Below are 16,831 nucleotides of genomic sequence, written 5' to 3'. Positions count from 1 at the left end.
CTCCGATCAGTGGGCGGTACGTGATCAGACCCGGCCCCAGAGTGCGGGGACGTTCGGTGGCTCCCAGCCGGTCAGGGAAGTGTGCCCCTGGATGCACTTGTAGGTGACGCCGTTGTAGGTCACCAGCGCACCGGTTGCGTACGTCGTGTTCGGCGCCCACGGAGTGGCCGAGGTTGGCGGCGTCGTCGGCGGCGTGGTGGGAGGCGTGGTCGGGGGAGTCGTGGGCGGCGTTGTGGGCGGAGTGGTCGGCGGTGTTGTGGGAGGTGTGGTGGGCGGCGTCGTCGGAGGGCCGCTGCAGCCGGCGGTGTCGGCGTTGACCGAGTCGACCACGTTGTTGAAGAGGGTCACGCCGGGGTCGAGCGCCTCGAGGGAGTACATCATCGCGCCGGCCAGACCGTTGCAGTGCTGGTAGTCGGCCTTGGCCTTGATGGACTGGGCGTTGTCACCGGACCAGAACGTGCCGTTGCTGTAGAACCAGGAGGACTTCGTCGCGTCGTCGAAGAACGTCGATGACGGGTTGTCGACGAAGCCGGTGAGCTCCTTGTAGAAGGAGACTCCTGGCACGTTGCCGCTCAGGGCGTGTCCGTCGGCCGGTCCGGTCGCGCTCTGGTACTTGCCGTTGGCTGTGGCCGGCACGCCCTTCCATCCCCTGTAATAGAAGGGGTATCCGATGCTCAGCTTGTTCGCCGGGAACCCGCCGGGGATGCCGTACGCCGGGTCGCCGGTCGTCCACGCCTTCACCGCGGCGTCGACGGAGTACTTGCCCTGGCCCGGTGGGATCGGGTTGCTCGGGTCGTTCGGCGCTGTGTAGAGCGGGTCCTGGAAGTTGGTCGGCCCGGTGGCTTCCCAGCCGCCGTGCATGTCGTACGTCATCACGTTGTTGTAGTCGAGGTACTGCCCGATCTTGTTGGTCTCGATCGTGGCGATCTTGTCCTGGCCGGCCGGAGTGGCGGCGGTCAGGTAATACCGCTTGCCGGTCTGGCTGCCGTACGCATCGAGCTGGCTGCGGAACTCGGCCAGCAACGACGTGAAGTTCTGCTTGTCCGCGGCGCTGTAGTGGTTGCCGACGTGACCGTTCGGCGAGCCGGGGTACTCCCAGTCGATGTCGACGCCGTCGAAGATGCCTGCTGCCGAACCAGCGCCGCCGAACCCGTCGATGACCGGCAGGTTGCCCTTGAGGAACATGTTCACGCAGGAGCTCACGAACGCCTTGCGCTTGGCGTCGGTGGAGGCGGCGTCGGAGAAGTACTTCGAGTACGTCCAGCCGCCGATCGAGATCAGGATCTTCAGATTCGGGTACTTCGCCTTGAGCTTCTTGAGCTGGTTGAAGTTCCCCTGGATCGGCTGGTTCCACACGTCGCCGACTCCGTCGACGCTGATGTCCGCGCCGTACGACTTGCCGTAGTCCGCGAACGCATCACCTGCTCCGTCGCCGGCGCTCGGGTTGTTCTCGTCCTGCGAAGCGGCCTTGTTGGCCATGAAGCAGGTGTGGTTGGTCGGATCGATGTTGGCGAACGCGTAGTTCAGGAAGTTCAGCTTGGCGGCTGCGCCGGTGGTGATCAGGTTCTTCGGGTAGAAGGCGTTGGCGTAAATACCCCACTGGGTGAAGTACGCCGTCTTGACGCCGCCGCTGGACGCCTGCGCCGTGGTCGCAGCGTTGGCGGTGGTGGCGTCCTGGCCGGCGAGCGAGACGCCGGCGGCGGTGAGCAGGGCGGTGGCCGCGACGGCTGAGGTGGCGGCGAGCATGCGTAATCGACTCATCAGAGATCCTCCGGAGCGATGGGACGGAAGCGGTCCGGTGAAATTTAGTTAAAGACGCTTCGAAAGGAACCGTAACTGTTCCCGGCGGGTTGGTCGCCGGCTCGTCGTGGCGGGTTCCCGCTGCTGACGGAAACCCGACAACGCTTTGTCCACAGGGATTCCGCTCGCGTGCCCGGAGCAGGCCTGACGACGGCATCTTCTTGGCATGGACAACTCACCATCCACCTCGGTGCTCATGGCAACTACCAACGACGCTCTGCTCGACGATCTCCTGCGGCTGGCCGCGGCCGCTTCCGTGACACCGCTGGTCGAGCCGGACCTGCACGGCCTCCGGCGCAACTGGCAGACCTGCTCGCTGGTTGTGATCGGCCGCGACCTGGCCGAGCCGCTGGCCCGCCTCCAGCCCGCCCAACGACCGGGAGTCGTCGTGGTCGGATCGGCGCGTGACGGCGACGATGTCTACCGCTGCGCCTTCGACGTAGGCGCTGATGTCGTCTGTCGTCTACCCGACGACGAGTCCTTGCTCGCCGGAAAACTGGCCGACGCCCTGGACGGCGTGAATCGCAAGGCCGTCACGCTCGCCTTCGTCGGCGGCTGCGGGGGAGCGGGAGCCACCACGCTCGCCGCTGCGGTCGCGGTCCTCGGCAATCGGCGCGGATTCCGGACGATGCTCATCGACGGCGATCCACTCGGCGGGGGCATAGAGCTTGCCCTAGGCATCGAACGAGATCCCGGCGACCGCTGGCCCAAGCTCCTCAATGCTTCGGGTCGCGTCAGCGCGGCGGCCCTGCGGTCTGCGCTGCCGTCCGTCGACGGACTCGCCGTCCTCTCCTGGGATCAGTCCGATGTCACCGTGCTGCCGCCGGACACCATGAGCTCGGTCATCGGCGCTGCCCAACGCAGCAACGACCTCGTCGTGCTGGACCTACCTCGCCGCGCTGACCCGACCGTCGAGGAAGGCTTCATCCGCGCCAACGCGACCCTCCTGGTCGTCCCTTGCGACGTCCGCTCTGTCGCGGCCGCCAAACGCCTCTCCGGGCCTCTCCGCTCCGTCGCCGGTGACCTCCGCGTAGTGGCCCGCAGCACCCGTCCCGCTCTGTCACCCGCTGACGTGTCCACTCATCTCTCATTGCCATTGGCAACAAAACTCGGCCTCGACCGCACCCTCCCCACTGCCATGGATCAGGGCCACTTCACCCCCGGTCCCCGAAGCCCTCTGACCCGAGCCGCGACCACCCTCCTGAACCTCTTCGACCTGGCCGACCCAGCCGCGGCATGACCGTCCCTGTCCTACCTATCCGAGTTGGTGATTCTGTGACCACCGCAGTTGTCCCCGCCGACCTGCTCGACCGCGTCCGCGGCACGCTGGCGGTCACCGGCGCCGAGCCCACTCCCGTCCACGTTGCGGCGGCCCTCCGCGCCGACGGCACCATCTGCGGCGACGCCATGGTCCTCGCCGTCGTCACAGCCCTCCGCCGCGAAGCCTTGGGTGCCGGCCCACTCGACAGCCTCCTGGCCGAGCCGGGCGTGACCGACATCCTGGTGAACGGCCCCGACGAGGTCTACATCGACCGCGGCCGCGGCCTCGAGTTCGTAGCCATCCGCACCGGCGACGAACCCGCCATCCGCCGCCTAGCCACCAGACTCGCCGCCGCAGCCGGCCGTCGCCTCGACGACTCCACGCCGTACGTCGACGTCCGCCTGGCCGACGGCACCCGCTTCCACGCCGTACTCGCCCCGATAGCCGCGCCAGGGACGTGCCTGTCCCTCCGCGTCCCGTCTCGCAAGGTCTTCACCCTCGACGACCTCGTAGCCGCGGGCGCTTTGCCGCAAGCCGGCGTGACAATCCTCCGCGACCTACTCGACTCCCGCCTGGCGTTCCTCATCAGCGGCGGCACCGGCACCGGCAAGACCACCCTCCTCAACTCCCTGCTGTCCCTGGCAGACCCGTCCGAACGCCTGGTGCTGGTGGAAGACGCGAGCGAACTACGCCCCAACCACCCACACGTAGTCCGCCTCGAAGCCCGCCCGCCCAACGTGGAAGGCACCGGCGAAATCTCCCTTCGAGACCTGGTCCGCCAAGCCCTCCGGATGCGCCCGGATCGTTTGGTAGTAGGCGAGGTTCGCGGTCCCGAAGTCGTGGACCTCCTGATCGCGTTGAACACAGGCCACGAAGGCGGCTGCGGCACCATCCACGCCAATTCGGCCGCCGACGTACCCGCTCGCCTAGAAGCCCTAGGTGCCCTGGCCGGTGTCACCCGAGAAGCCATCCACAGCCAGATCGCCTCAGCTCTCCATGCCGTGATTCACCTGACCCGAACCCCCACCGGCCGCCGCCGAATCGCCGAGATCCACACCTTCACCCCTCACCCCAACGGCGCCCCAACCACCCACCCCGCCGTCACCTTCCACCCCGACAACACCCTCACCCTCCACCCACCCGCCCACCTCTTCACCAACCTCCCCACAACTGCGGTGAACGCAGCATGACCCCAGCCTTCCTCGCCGCCGCCCTGACACTCCTGACCTGCGCGCTCGCGCCTTTACCGCCAGCCGCAGCCCTCCACCGCCTGCGATCCCAACCAAACCTCACCCACCAACAGCCAACCCGCGACCCGCTGGCAGCCTCCGGCCTGCAGCCAACCGCCAGCCTGCAGCCAACCGCCGGCCTGCTGCGAACCCGCGGCCCGCTGCGAACCCGACTAGCCCGGGCGGCTCTCCTGGCCCCTCCAACCGCCTTGGCCACCGCGATCCTCGGCTCTCAGGCCCTCGTCTCAACCCTCGCAATCGCTGCAGTGCTAACCCTGGTCGCCAACCAGCGAGCCCAACACCAGCAGCAGAAATCCACCGCCGCCCGCCGCGCCAACATCATCGAAGCCCTCGACGTACTAGCCGCCGATCTCTCGGCCGGCCGCCCACCCATCGCTGCCCTCGAAGGCGCAGCCTCCATCAGCCCAGACCTGGAAGTAGCCCACGCCGCCGCCAAACTCGGCGCCGACGTCCCCACCGCCCTGATCCGAGCATCAAACAAGCCAGGCGCCACCAGCCTCCGAGCTCTAGCCGCCGCCTGGCGAGTCACCGAGGAATCCGGCGCCGCCTTCGCCGCCCTTACCGAACGATTGGCCAACTCTCTTCGAGCCGATGAAGCCATCCACCGCCAAACCGAGTCCAGCCTCGCCGGCGCCCGCTCCACCGCCCGAATCCTCGCCATCCTCCCCGCCTTCGGCATAGCCCTCGGCTACGCACTAGGCGCCCACCCCCTCACCTTCCTCACCGCCACCCCACCCGGCTGGCTCTGCCTAGCAGCAGGCCTAGCCCTCACCACCACAGGCCTCCACTGGACCACCCGCCTCTCCCAAACCGAAGCCCCCATACGAGCTCCCCATGTCTGAAGCCTTCACCGCCGCAACAGCAGTTGCCCTAGGCATCTATCTCGCAGTCCCCCCGCACCCCAACATCCGCCGCCTAACCCGGCCCCAACCCCGCACCAGCCCGCGAACCCCACCCCACCACCGCCTAGCCGCAGCCACCACAGCCCTAGGCGCCCTACTCCTCATCGGCCTCCCCTGGGGCGCGATCCCAGCCGCCATAGCCCTGTACGCCGTCCCGCGAGCCCTCTCCCGCTTAGAACCAGCCGCCACCAAACAACGCAACACCCAGCTAGCCCGCGACCTCCCCCTAGCCATCGACCTACTGACCGCCTGCCTCCGAGCCGGCCGCCCACCCCAACACGCACTAACCCTCGTAGCCGAGGCCCTTCCCGGCCCCCTGGCCGACCTCTTCACAAAGATCGCCCACCACCTGGCCCTCGGCGCAGACCCAACCACCGCCTGGGCTCACCTACGAGCCGAACCCACCTGCGCCCCCGTGGCCCGAGCCATCACCCGCTCCCTCCGCTCCGGCGCCCCACTCTCCAAAACCCTCGAACACCTAGCCGACGAAACCCGTCGCTCCCACCACCACGCCGCCGACCAACAAGCAAGAGCCACCGAATCCCGAGCCGCCCTCCCCCTAGGCCTCTGCTTCCTCCCAGCCTTCGTCCTCCTCTCCATAGTCCCCACCGTCGCGGACTCCCTAATCCCGTACGTCCTAAACCCCTAACCCCAGCAATCCACAACCCCAAACTCCCCGCCAAAAACCCCACCCAACAACGGCATGTTCTCAACGAAGCATCCGACCAAATCCTCAGGAGACAACAAATGTCCACCCCAGTAGTGGCCCCCAGCAACCATCTCGACCCCACCCAGGCCCGCCCGCTCGACACCCCCACCCCCGGCGATCCCAAAGTCGCTCCCACCCACACCCCCGAGCTCTTCTACTCGTCCATCTCAGCGCAGTTCCCGACTCCCACCCCCGAGCCTTTCGACTCCTCCGTCTCAGTGCAGCTCCCGACTCACACCCCCGAGCCCTTCTACTCGTCCATCTCAGAGCAGCTCCCGACTCACATCCCCGAGCACCTCGTGCCCCAACCCTCTGAGCACCTGCTGCCCCACACCCCCGAGCATCGCCGCGCCCACACACTCCGACGCGTCCGCTCACGCACCCTCCGGGGCCTCCGCACCCGCACAGAACGCGGCGCCGCAACCGCCGAGTACGCCGTCACGATCGTCGCCGCCTGCGGCCTAGGCGGCATCTTGGTAGCCCTCCTCAAATCTCCCCTGATGCAGAACGCGCTCAAAGCCCTCATCAACTACGCCCTGAAAATCGCCGGCGTAGAAGGCGTCCACCTCTAACCCATCCCCACAATCAGGCGACCGGTCGGCCCACCCCTCCCCGACCGGTCGCCCCCAAGGGAGCCCCAATGCCCCACCTCCCCGCCCCTCACCCCAACCCCAAAATCCGACCCACGTTCTCCCGCCCCACTGCCCTCTCCAACCACGCTGCGGTCTCCCGCCACACTGCGGGCCCTCACCCCCTCACCGCCGCACGGCCCACTACCGACCTTCACCCCACGACCGGCTCCCAGCCCACCACTGGCGCTCATCCCACCGCCGACCCTCGCCCCGCCGGCCCAGGGCCCACGACCGACCCTCAGCCCACGACCGGCTCCCAGCCCACCACTGGCGCTCATCCCACCGCCGACCCTCGCCCCGCCGGCCCAGGGCCTACAACCGACCCTCAGCCCACGACCGGGTCCCAGCCCACGACCGGGTCGCAGCCCACCACCGGCGCACGGCCCATTACCGACCCTCGCCGCATCACCTGCTCTCGCCTGACCAGCGACCCCCACCCCACCGGCTCACGGCCCGCTAGCGACGTTCACCCCGCCACCGGCTCACGGCCCACTACCGACGTTCACCCCACCAGCGACCCTCACCCCACCACCAGCTCTCACCGCACCAGCGAGTGCCACTCCACCGCCAGCTCTCACCGCACCGACGAGTGCCACCGCACCGACCGGGGCGCGGTGACGGCCGAGCTGGCCATCGCACTTCCCATCCTGTTTTCCCTGCTCCTACTAGGCATCTGGTCCATCGGCCTAGTCGTACTCAACATCCGATGCATCGACGCAGCCCGAGACGTAGCCCGCGCAGTTGCCCGCGGCGAAGCGCAGGATCAAGCAAAGGCAATCGGCCACCGCACCATCCCCAACGGCACGATCACCATCACCCGCGAGTCCTCAGACTTCCACGTAACCGTCACAGCAACCCCAACCCACACCCCTCCACTCCTCACCCTCCTAACACCCACCCACCTAACGGCAACCGTCACCCTGCAAGCCGAACCAGAGACGGCCTCATGACTCACTCCGAACGAGGCAGCGCCACAATCCACACCCTCCTGGCCGCATTACTCCTCACCACAGCCCTAGCCGGAGCAACCCTCTGGTCCACCATCTCCACGGCGCGCCACAAACTCGCCACCGCCGCGGACCTAACCGTTCTAAGCGCCGCCCAATCCCTCGCCACGGCAGCCAATCAGCTCACAAACCCCACCGCCCCGGCCGCGGCCCTCGCACCGACCCACAAGCGAGTTCCGTCCGCGGGCGAGGAAGCCATAACGGAACTCACAACGGAGCCCGCACCGCCGACAGACGGGGTACGCGCTCCGGGCTCTGCACTGGGGACGTCCTCCTCGCACACCGCGACTTCCCTGACCACGCAACGACTTCACGCGCCGCACACGTCAACCGCCGATCAACCCCCGACGGCCACCGCACCCGCCACGCCGTGCGAAACCGCAGCCCGCATCGCGATCCTCAACAAGGTCCACCTCACCAACTGCAACGTGACCACCGACGCCGTAACCGTGGAGGTATCGCTCAAGCTCGATCTTCCGCTCGGCCATCCAACCCTCACAGCGACTGCCCGGGCCGGTCCGCTCTGACGCCAACCCATCCGGCAAACTTGAGCCTGGTTCTGGTGTGGTCGCGATCTGGTCGCAATCTGGTAGAGATGCCGCGTTGATGTGGACTACTCGCGTTGCTGCGCTCCATGATCTGGAACCGAGTCCAACTCATCTTCCCGGACGTACTTCCCCGACGCCCGGACGGATACCTCGGAGGCACGCTTGCCCGACCGGATTCGGCTGTTGCTGGTCGACGACCAGATCCTCAGCCGAGGCTTGCTCCGCAGCCGTCTGGAGCGCGAGCGCGATCTGGAGATCGTTGCCGAGCTCAACAGAACCGACGACGTCGTAGGCGCAGCGAAACGGCACCGCGCCAACGTCGCCCTGCTCGACGCGGCCGGACCGGGGAACCACAGCATCACCGTCACCACCAAGCTCCGTACGTCGATGCCGGAATGCCGCGTCGTCATGCTCACCACCTACGGCCGGCCAGTACACCTCCGCCGCGGCCTGGACGCCGGAGCGAAAGGCTTCGCGCTGAAGGACTGCCCGGCGCCCCAACTCGCAGACGCAGTACGCCGCGTGCACCTTGGCCTCCGCGTAGTCGACGCCAACCTGGCCGCCGAGACCCTCCAGTACTCCGAAACCCCACTCGACCAGAACGAGACCGATACTCTTCGCGCCGCCCGCGAAGGCGGTTCCGTAGCCCTCATGGCCCGCAAACTCGAGGTCTCCGAGCGCGTAGTCCGAACACGCCTCTGGTCCGCAATAGGCAAGACCGGAGCCCGCACCCGCTCCGACGCCATCGAAGTAGCCGAACAAAACGGCTGGCTGCTCGACTAACCCAACCCAAGTCGCGCCGTACCCAAACCCCAAGAGACCAGCCCGTCCGCGCGGACGGCACAGCCCCGTGCGTGCGGGCGCAGGTGCGGGGTGTCGCGTGCCGGTGCCGTCGTACCTGGGGGATGCGCGGCCGTTACTCGTCCTGCATGTGGCGTGGTGCCGCGTAGGTGATGACGGCATGCGGCTCGTGGGGTGGGGGACGCGTGATGGTGCCCGCGTACGGCCGCGTGTGCCTGTGCCGTGTACTGCGCCGCGCCGGTGTCGTCGTGTCGCGCCTTGTGCTGTGCTGTGCGCGGGTGATCCGAGGGTCGGTGGTCGTGCAGGTGGTGCGGTACGTGTCGCTGCGTACGGCGGTGGGCTTGCGTTGCATGTGGTGTGGTGCCGCGTGGGGTGGGCGGGTTAGGAGGAGACTTGGGCGATGGATGGTGGGCGGAGGCGAGTGGTGGTCGTTGATGCGGCCAACGTGGTGGGGTCTCGGCCTGACGGCTGGTGGCGGGATCGGGTGGGGGCTGCTCGGCGGTTGCTTGTTCGGCTGGCTGCATTGCAGGAGCGGTTGCCGGATACCGATCTGGTCGTCGTGCTCGAGGGTGTTGCTTGTCGGGCGGTTGCTGGGAAGGATGCGCCGGATACCGGGGATGTTCGGGTCGTGCTGGCGCCGGGGTCTGGGGATGACGAGATCGTTCGCGTGACTGCTGAGCTTGTGGGGCAGGCCGACCGCCCTGAAGTCACAGTCGTTACAGCAGACCGCGGCCTGCGCGAGCGAGTCGAACCCGGGGCCGCGACAACCGGCCCACGCTGGCTCCTCGACCAACTCGACGATCTACCGAAGTAACCACGCCAGTCCACGCGCCGGCGCTGGTCGGGCTGAGCGCTGTGGTGCGCCGCGCCGAGACGGCATGTGTTCGCCCGTGGCCGCCGTACGGGTAATTCGCCTGCTCTGTGGTTGGCCGTTTGAGTTGCTCTCGGTGGACGCTATCAACGCGGTGTCCGTCGGCGAGTTCGTGCGGGCCGAGCTGCTCGTGCCTCGTCCGCGCGCTGACGCTGGTCGGGCTGAGCACTGGGTGCGCTGCTGCGGGTCAGCCGGTGTTCGCCCGTGCGAGCACGCCGTGCAGGTTCTTCGCGTACTCCGTGGTCGCGCGCCTGGGTGTCCGTCGGGGTGGCAGCGCCCAACGGGCGAGTTCGTGTGCTGGCGAGCTCGTGCGGCGGCCTGCTTCCGCGTCGGGTCGCTGGTGCGCCGGACTGCTTCTGTGTCGAGGCGCTGGGGCGCTGCTGCGGGTCCCCTGTGTTCGCCCAAGGCCGCCGTACAGCTTCTTCGCGTGCTCCGTGGTTGGGCGCCTGAGGGTCCGTCGGTGGCAGCTCCGAACGGGCGAGTTCGTGCGGCGTACTGCTTCTGCGTCAGGTCGCTCGTGCGTGGGCCGGCTCGTGAGGGGGCCTGGTTCTGTGTTGGCTTGCTCGGCTTGTTTCTGTGGAGCAGTTGGCGTGTTGGGGGCCGCGTCGTCGAGGTATGTGTAGCGGGTGAGTGCTCAGCGCCTGCGGTGACGTTGGTGGGTGAGGGTTAGGTGCAGGCGGCGAGGAAGTTGCCGGTGTGGGTTACGAGGAGGTGGGGGCCGGGGGTGGCGGGGAGGCGGGCTTGGGAGGTGTGGATGGGGTCGCGGGTGCCGTCGGGGGTTATTACGAGGGTGTTGGCGGCATCCAGGGCGATTAACTCGTCGTCGGCTCGGAGTAGGACGGGGGAGGTGTAGGACCAGGAGAGGGCGGTTCGGCCGGCGGATAGGGCTTCTAGGGTGGCGACGGGGAGTTCGTTGGGGCCTTCGGCATCGGCGTCTACGGCGATCCAGGTTGTCGGGGTGCCTGGTGGTGTGAACGAGGTGGGGTTGTGCCAGTCGCTGCCACCGATGGGGGTTGTGCCTTCGAGGCCCCAGGCCTGCCACCAGGCGATGGGGCCGCCCCAGGTGTGGTCCAGCCAGGAGGAGTGCCAGATTTCGGCCAAGGGTGGGTGTTCGGGGAGCGGCTGGCGCCAGGCGCAGTCGCCGCCGAGGGGGTGGTTGATTGAGAGGAGACCGCCGCGGCGGGCGACTTCGGAGACCCAGGTGGCGGCCGGTTTGCGGAAGTCGATCACGCCGATTTCGCCGAACGCGTTGGCGTGGCCGGCGTCGGTGGTGACTTCCTGGCCGGGGATGAGGCCGATGCCGAAGCGGTTGCTGAGTGAGGGGAGTTCGGCATGGTGGGCGACGGTGTTGTGGTCGGTGACGGCGAGTACGTCAAGGCCGGCCGACACTCCCAACGCGGCGAGGTTGGCGACTGGGGTGGAGCCGTCGGAGTGGAGCGAGTGCGCGTGGAAGTCGCCTGCGATCCATTTCAGGCCGGAGGATGCGGGGAGCGTACGGCGTGGTGGTCGCTGCGGTACTGCGATGGCGGCGGTCGTGTCGGCGTACTCGTTCAGGCCGGGGATGTTGTCGACGGGGCCGGTGGTGGCTTCGACGAGGAGTTCGACGCCTTCGAGCGGGATGCGGTGGAGGCCTAGTACGACCCACCACGTGCCTGGTTCGAGTTCGCCGGGGACGTAGCCGGGGGTGGCGGCCTCGGGGGTGATGGCGAAGGTTTGGCGGGCGCCGCCGGACCAACCGCGCCAGCCGGCGGCGCCTTCGCAGCCGATGTCGATGACGGCGCCTTCGACCGGCGGGATGGTGAGCGTGACGAGGAGGCCGGGGCAGTCTGCCGGGATGTCGACAGGGAGCGAGTGCCACACCGACTCAGCCCGGTCGTCCAACGTCCAGCGCCGACGGTAGGACGTCACGGCCATCAGACGATCTCCCGGCTGTTCGGTCGGCGGGGTCGGTGTGACGTGACGGCCATCAGGTGCTCTCCCAGATTTTCGGCGCGTTGCGGTGTGGGTGCGATTTGCCGGGCGCTGATCACCGGCTGGTTCATCGGCGCTCCGGGGCGTGTGCTGCGTGCCAGGCAGTGCGACGTCACGGCCATCAGTTGGTCTGCCGGCTGTCCGGTCGGCGGGGTCGGTGTGACGTGAGGGCCATCAGATGGTCTCCCGGATTTTCGGCGCGCTGCGGTGTGGGTGCGATGTGCCGGGCACTGATCACCGGCCGGTTCTTCGACGCGCCGGGGTGTGTGCTGCGTGCCAGGCAGCGCGACGTCACAGCCATCAAGTGCACTCCCACATCTTCGGCGCGCTGCGGTGTGGTTGCGATGTACTGGGCACTAGATCACCGGCCAGTCTTCGTCGCGCTGGGGTGTGCCGCGTGCCGGGCAGTGCGACGTGACAGCCATCAGTCGGACTTCCGACGATCCGGTGACGAGTGATGGTGGGACTTGGGTGGGCATCAGGCGACGGGGGCTGGTTGGCGGGCCAGTAGTTCGCCGGATTCGCGGTCGTAGAGGAGGACTCGCGTGGCGGGGGCGGTTAGGACGACCGTGCTGCCCGGGGATGGTTCGGTCTCTTCGGGGACTGTGACGCCGACGAGTGTGCCGTCGCAGTCGACGGTGACCAGGGATTGGGTGCCCAGGTTCTCGGCGACGACGACAACGCCTCGGAGAGCAGGTCCGGTGACGTCGCCCGACGCGACAGTGAGGTACTCAGGGCGGATGCCGACCGTGACCTCGGCGCCGACCGGGGCCGAGAAGGTGGCTGCAGGCAACGAGCCGCCCGCTACCGAGACCATGCCGACGGAGGCGGTCGAGCCGTTCTGGCTCGAGGCGATGTCGGTCAGGCGAGTGGTGGCATCGACGCCGGAGGATGCGGCGACTTTGCCGGGCAGGAGGTTCATCGGGGTGGAGCCGATGAAGTTGGCTACGAAGGTGTTGGTGGGGCGGGCGAAGACCTCGCGGGGCGAGCCCAGTTGGCGGAGCTTGCCGGAGTCCATGACGGCGATGCGGTCGGCGAGGGCTAGGGCCTCGGCCTGGTCGTGGGTGACGAAGACCGTGGTGATGCCGAGGTCGCGTTGGAGCTTCTTCAGGAAGGTGCGGGCCTCGAGGCGGAGCCGGGCGTCGAGGTTCGACAGCGGCTCGTCCAGCAGCAGCACCTTGCCCTCGGAGGCGATAGCGCGGGCCAGCGCGACACGCTGCTGCTGGCCGCCGGAGAGTTGCGCCGGCTTGCGCTCCAGCAAGCCCTGCAAGGAGAGCTCGCCCGCGGTGCGCGTAGCAACGTCAGAGCGGGTGGCCGGGGCGACCCGGCGTACCTTCAAGGGGTAGGTGATGTTCTCGGAGACGTTCATGTGGGGGAAGAGCGCGTAGTCCTGGAAGACCATCGCGACGCCACGTTTGCCCGGCTCCAGCCGCGTCACATCGGCTGAGTCGATGCGGACGGTGCCCTCGGTCGCCGCCTCCAGACCGGCGATGGTGCGGAGCAGCGTTGTCTTGCCGCAACCGGACGGGCCGAGGAGGGCGAAGAACTCGCCGTCGGCCACGTGCAGGTCCAGCCCGTCGACGGCGCGGACGCCGTTCGGGTAGACGGTTGCGAGGCCTTCGATGTCGATGCCCGCCATCAGCTCTTGATCCCTCCATGGAAGCGGAACCCGTATCGCGAGTTCACCAACAGGTACAGCACGACGACCGGGATCGAGAACAGCAGCGAGAACACCGGCAGCACCTGCAGGTTCACACTGCCGCCTTCGTCGGTGAGGGTCTGCATCAGCACCGCACCGGGCTGCTTCTCGATCGACCGGATCAGCAGGAAGGGCACCAGGAAGTTGCCCCAGGAGTTGACGAACGCCCAGACCATGATCGTCGCGAGCCCGGGCCGTGCGACCGGGAGTACGACGTCGCGCAGGATCTGGCCGGTCGACGCGCCGAAGACCCGCGCCGACTCCTCGTAGGATTTCGGCACCGCGTCGACGAAGTCCTTCAGGATGAAGATTGCTGCTGGCAACAACCCGCCGGTCATCACCAGCGCGACCCCGAACCGTGAGTCGATCAGCCCGAGCTGGAACATCATCACGAAGATCGGCACCATCGCCGCCGTACCGGTGACCACCGACGACAACAGCAGCAACCCGTAGAGCAACGCGTCCCGCCCAGGGATGCGCACGCGTGACAAGGCGTACGACGCCAGCGCGGCAAACGCCGTCACAGCAACAGCGGTCGTCACGCAGATCAGCAGCGAGTTGACCATCGAGTGCATCGCATACGGATGCTCGAGCGTCTTCCGGAAGTTCTCCAGCGTCCAGTCCGGCCAGTGCACGCCGAGACCCGGCGAAGCGTCGAACGGCGCCGACGCGATCCACAGCATCGGTACGGCGAAGAACAGCGTGATCGCGCAGATCAGCACGTAGAACCCGATCCGCCGCAGCACATAGGCGGGGGTCGCCGGCAGCCTCATGAGCGCCTCCGCAGTAGTCGCAGATAGACCAGCGAGACCAGCAGGTTCGCGATCAGGAGCAGGAACGAGATCGCCGACGAGTACCCGAGCTCACCGCCCTGCAACGCCACGTTGTAGATGTAGACCGGCACCGTCTCGGACTCGTGGTTCGGCCCGCCCTTGGTGAGCAGGAACGGCGAGAAGTCGTTCGCCGTCCACAGCGAGATCAGCAGCGTGTTCGTCAGCACGTGTCCGCGGATGTGCGGGAACACCACGTCCCGCAGCGTCTGCCAGCCCGAGGCGCCGGCCATCCGCGCCGACTCGAGCTGCGACGGCGGGACGGCCTGCAGCGCGGACGAGTAGAGCATCATCGAGAACGCCGTACCGCGCCACGTGTTGAACACGATGAGGCAGGCCATCGGGTAGTCGATCAGCCAGGCGGTCCCCTGTGTGCCCAGCAGACCATTCAAAGTCCCGCCGTCCCGGTCGAAGAACGCCACCCACAGGTACGCGACCACCGTCGACGGCAGGATCCACGCGAGCAGGACGAAGGCCTCGACGGTGCGGCGTACGGCGGGACGCGTACGCCGCATGATCCAGGCCAGCGTGAAGCCGAGGATGTTCTGCCCGATGATCGCCGAACCGAGGACGAACACCATCGTCAGCCACAACGCGTTGTGGAACAGCGCGTCGTTCAAGGCCTTCGTGTAGTTCGACAGCCCGACGATCGACGGCGACACGGCCTCGACGCCGGTCAGCCGGTAGTTCGTGATGCCGATGTAGATCGTCCAGAGCGCGGGGAAGATCAGGAACGCCCCGATCAGCAGGAACGCGGGCGCGATGAAGCCGAGGGCCCGGCCGACGCCGAGCCCCGCGACATCCCGTGCGGGAGCACGCCCCCGCACGGGAGCAGATGCGGAAGCCATCAGTTACTGGTGACCTTGTCCTTGCCGCCGGCCGCGGTCTCGACCGCCTTCTGGTACGCCGATGCCGCGGCGTCTGTGCTCTTGCCGGCCACCACGTCCGCGGTCGCCTGCTGCAGCGCCGCCGAGATCTTCGGGTACTCCGCGAGCCCCGGACGGAACTGCGTGATCGGCAGGACCTTGTCGGCGATGAAGCTCAGCATCGGGTCGCTCGCCAGTACTTCGCTGTTCACGTCGGACCGCTGCGTGATCTTGGCGGCTCCGTCGAGCGATGCCTTCACCATGTCGGCGGAGTTCATGAACTGCAGCAGTTCCCAGGCCTGCTGCGGGAACTTCGTGTTGGGGTTGATCACGGTCGCGCCGCCACCGGACATCGAGACGAAGTCCTGGCCCTTCACACCGGCACCGGGCTTCATCGCCGGGATCAGCGCCCAGCCCACCGCGGTGTCGCGGTCGGCCATCTTGGCGACGCCCTCCTTGGGCTCGACCACGCTGCGCCAGAAGTAGTCGCTCTCGCCCAGGATGCCGATCTTGTTGGCCGCGAACTCGGCGAACGACTTGTCCCGGCCCTTGGCCTCCTTCTGCAGCACGGGGTCGCCGAGGCCGGTGCTGTAGATCTGGTGGTAGAAGTCCAGCACCTGCCGCAGCTGCGGGGTGTTGCCCAGCCACTTGCCGTCGGTGTTGACGGTCGCGCCGGTGCCGACCAGCAGCGGTAGTACGCCCTGCATGGTGGTCGCCTCGCCCATCGCCGTACCGGCGTTGATCTGGATCGGCGTCACGCCGGGCAGCTTCTTCAGCGCCTGACCGGCCGAGATGATGTCGTCCCACGACTTCGGCTGCCAGTCGGCCGGCAGTCCGGCCTGCTGGAACAGCTTCTTGTTGAAGTAGAGCACCCGGCCGTCGGTGCCGCCCGGTACGCCGTACCGCTGGCCGTTGTAGCTGCCGAGCGCCTGGACCGACTCGGGGATCTGCTTCCAGCCGTCCCAGTCGTTCACCTTGGCGGCGTCGCCGACGGTGTCGGTGAGCGGCTTGATGTAGCCGGCCTGCGCGAACTCGCCGACCCAGATGCCGTCGATCTGGAACAGATCCGGTCCGGACTTGTTCGACAGGTCGAGCGACAGCTTCTGCTTGTAGACTTCGTCGTCGGAGCCGTCGCCCTGGAACTTGACCGTGACGTCGACGCCCTTGCCCTTCTGATCGGCGACGAACTTCGGGATCAGCACGTCGGACAGGAACGTCGCCCCGGCGCTGCTCTTGCCGCCCTTGACCGAGTTCGAGCCGATGGTCAGCTCGACCTTCTTGGCGTCCGCGTTCCGGTTCGCGTCCTGGCCGCTGCTACTGCCCTTGTCGGACGAGCCGAGGCATCCGGTGAGCAGCGCAAGGGCGGCGGCGCCGAGGACGCCGGCGGTGGTCAACCGCGAGAGAGATCGCATCAAGGCTCCTAGCGAAAGTGGTCCGGCGACAGTGCCAGTGGCATGCCGGTCAAAGATTGTCACTCTCGAACGACTATGTGAAGACTTTTTCCCAACCCCGGGTGAACGTTGACGGGTGCTGTAGGCAACCAAGCGCTTCCTGTCAAGCCGGGATTCCGCGGTACGCATTGCGGAAGAGTTAAAGGATGCTCAAGGTTCTGTGGCAACAGGTAGTTGACTAGATACAGAGCGTGAGATGCGGAGCTACTGTCTTGCCGACCGGTTCAGTGGAT

The 16,831-nt window shown here is 67.5% G+C and carries 13 protein-coding genes; 7 read left to right on the top strand and 6 right to left on the bottom strand.

From position 1 onward, the window contains the following. Positions 1 to 24: 24 nt before the first annotated feature. Positions 25 to 1,761, bottom strand: coding sequence for a glycosyl hydrolase family 18 protein (locus AB0J62_RS39240; protein WP_363882538.1), 1,737 nt, complete (start codon positions 1,759 to 1,761; stop codon positions 25 to 27). A 205-nt stretch (positions 1,762 to 1,966) separates the two neighbouring features. Here AB0J62_RS39240 and ssd point away from each other — a divergent pair, with 205 nt between their 5' ends. The 7 genes from ssd (at position 1,967) to AB0J62_RS39205 (ending at position 8,892) form a co-directional block, all read left to right on the top strand. Then, entirely contained in the window at positions 1,967 to 3,040 is a 1,074-nt protein-coding gene (gene ssd / locus AB0J62_RS39235) for a septum site-determining protein Ssd (protein WP_363882535.1), read from the top strand. A gap of 35 nt (positions 3,041 to 3,075) precedes the next feature. Continuing rightward, entirely contained in the window at positions 3,076 to 4,251 is a 1,176-nt protein-coding gene (locus AB0J62_RS39230) for a TadA family conjugal transfer-associated ATPase (protein ID WP_363882532.1), read from the top strand. A 305-nt stretch (positions 4,252 to 4,556) separates the two neighbouring features. Continuing rightward, a complete protein-coding gene (locus AB0J62_RS39225; protein ID WP_363882529.1) occupies positions 4,557 to 5,153 on the top strand; it encodes a type II secretion system F family protein in 597 nt (198 codons plus the stop codon). Further along, the gene (locus tag AB0J62_RS39220) at positions 5,146 to 5,862 is read left to right on the top strand and encodes a type II secretion system F family protein (protein WP_363882526.1); all 717 of its coding nucleotides are present in this window, start codon (positions 5,146 to 5,148) and stop codon (positions 5,860 to 5,862) included. The genes AB0J62_RS39225 and AB0J62_RS39220 overlap by 8 nt, the downstream gene beginning before the upstream one ends. Before the next feature lie 98 nt (positions 5,863 to 5,960). Beyond that, positions 5,961 to 6,494 (top strand): DUF4244 domain-containing protein, encoded by a 534-nt coding sequence (locus AB0J62_RS39215; protein ID WP_363882523.1) that lies wholly within the window; start codon positions 5,961 to 5,963, stop codon positions 6,492 to 6,494. 68 nt (positions 6,495 to 6,562) lie between these two features. Next, complete coding sequence (locus AB0J62_RS39210; protein WP_363882520.1) at positions 6,563 to 7,504, top strand: TadE family type IV pilus minor pilin; 942 nt, start codon at positions 6,563 to 6,565, stop codon at positions 7,502 to 7,504. A gap of 767 nt (positions 7,505 to 8,271) precedes the next feature. Further along, complete coding sequence (locus AB0J62_RS39205) at positions 8,272 to 8,892, top strand: response regulator transcription factor (protein ID WP_363882517.1); 621 nt, start codon at positions 8,272 to 8,274, stop codon at positions 8,890 to 8,892. A gap of 1,555 nt (positions 8,893 to 10,447) precedes the next feature. Here AB0J62_RS39205 and AB0J62_RS39200 read toward each other — a convergent pair. The 5 genes from AB0J62_RS39200 to AB0J62_RS39180 form a co-directional block, all read right to left on the bottom strand. After that, positions 10,448 to 11,695: a CehA/McbA family metallohydrolase gene (locus AB0J62_RS39200; RefSeq protein ID WP_363882514.1), complete on the bottom strand. Its 1,248-nt coding sequence runs from the start codon at positions 11,693 to 11,695 to the stop codon at positions 10,448 to 10,450. Positions 11,696 to 12,230: 535 nt separating this feature from the next. After that, positions 12,231 to 13,391: an ABC transporter ATP-binding protein gene (locus tag AB0J62_RS39195; protein WP_363882511.1), complete on the bottom strand. Its 1,161-nt coding sequence runs from the start codon at positions 13,389 to 13,391 to the stop codon at positions 12,231 to 12,233. Further along, positions 13,391 to 14,224, bottom strand: a complete 834-nt coding sequence (locus AB0J62_RS39190; RefSeq protein WP_363882508.1) for a carbohydrate ABC transporter permease — start codon at positions 14,222 to 14,224, stop codon at positions 13,391 to 13,393. The genes AB0J62_RS39195 and AB0J62_RS39190 overlap by 1 nt, the downstream gene beginning before the upstream one ends. Then, a complete protein-coding gene (locus AB0J62_RS39185) occupies positions 14,221 to 15,129 on the bottom strand; it encodes a sugar ABC transporter permease (RefSeq protein WP_363882505.1) in 909 nt (302 codons plus the stop codon). Before AB0J62_RS39185 ends, AB0J62_RS39190 begins: the two co-directional genes overlap by 4 nt. After that, positions 15,129 to 16,559: an extracellular solute-binding protein gene (locus AB0J62_RS39180; RefSeq protein WP_363882502.1), complete on the bottom strand. Its 1,431-nt coding sequence runs from the start codon at positions 16,557 to 16,559 to the stop codon at positions 15,129 to 15,131. The genes AB0J62_RS39185 and AB0J62_RS39180 overlap by 1 nt, the downstream gene beginning before the upstream one ends. Positions 16,560 to 16,831 lie beyond the last annotated feature (272 nt).

This window comes from Kribbella sp. NPDC049584, from assembly GCF_040675555.1.
GTDB lineage: Bacteria > Actinomycetota > Actinomycetes > Propionibacteriales > Kribbellaceae > Kribbella.
The sequence above is the reverse complement of the archived record's forward strand: the minus strand, read 5'-3'. Positions and strand labels throughout refer to the sequence as shown.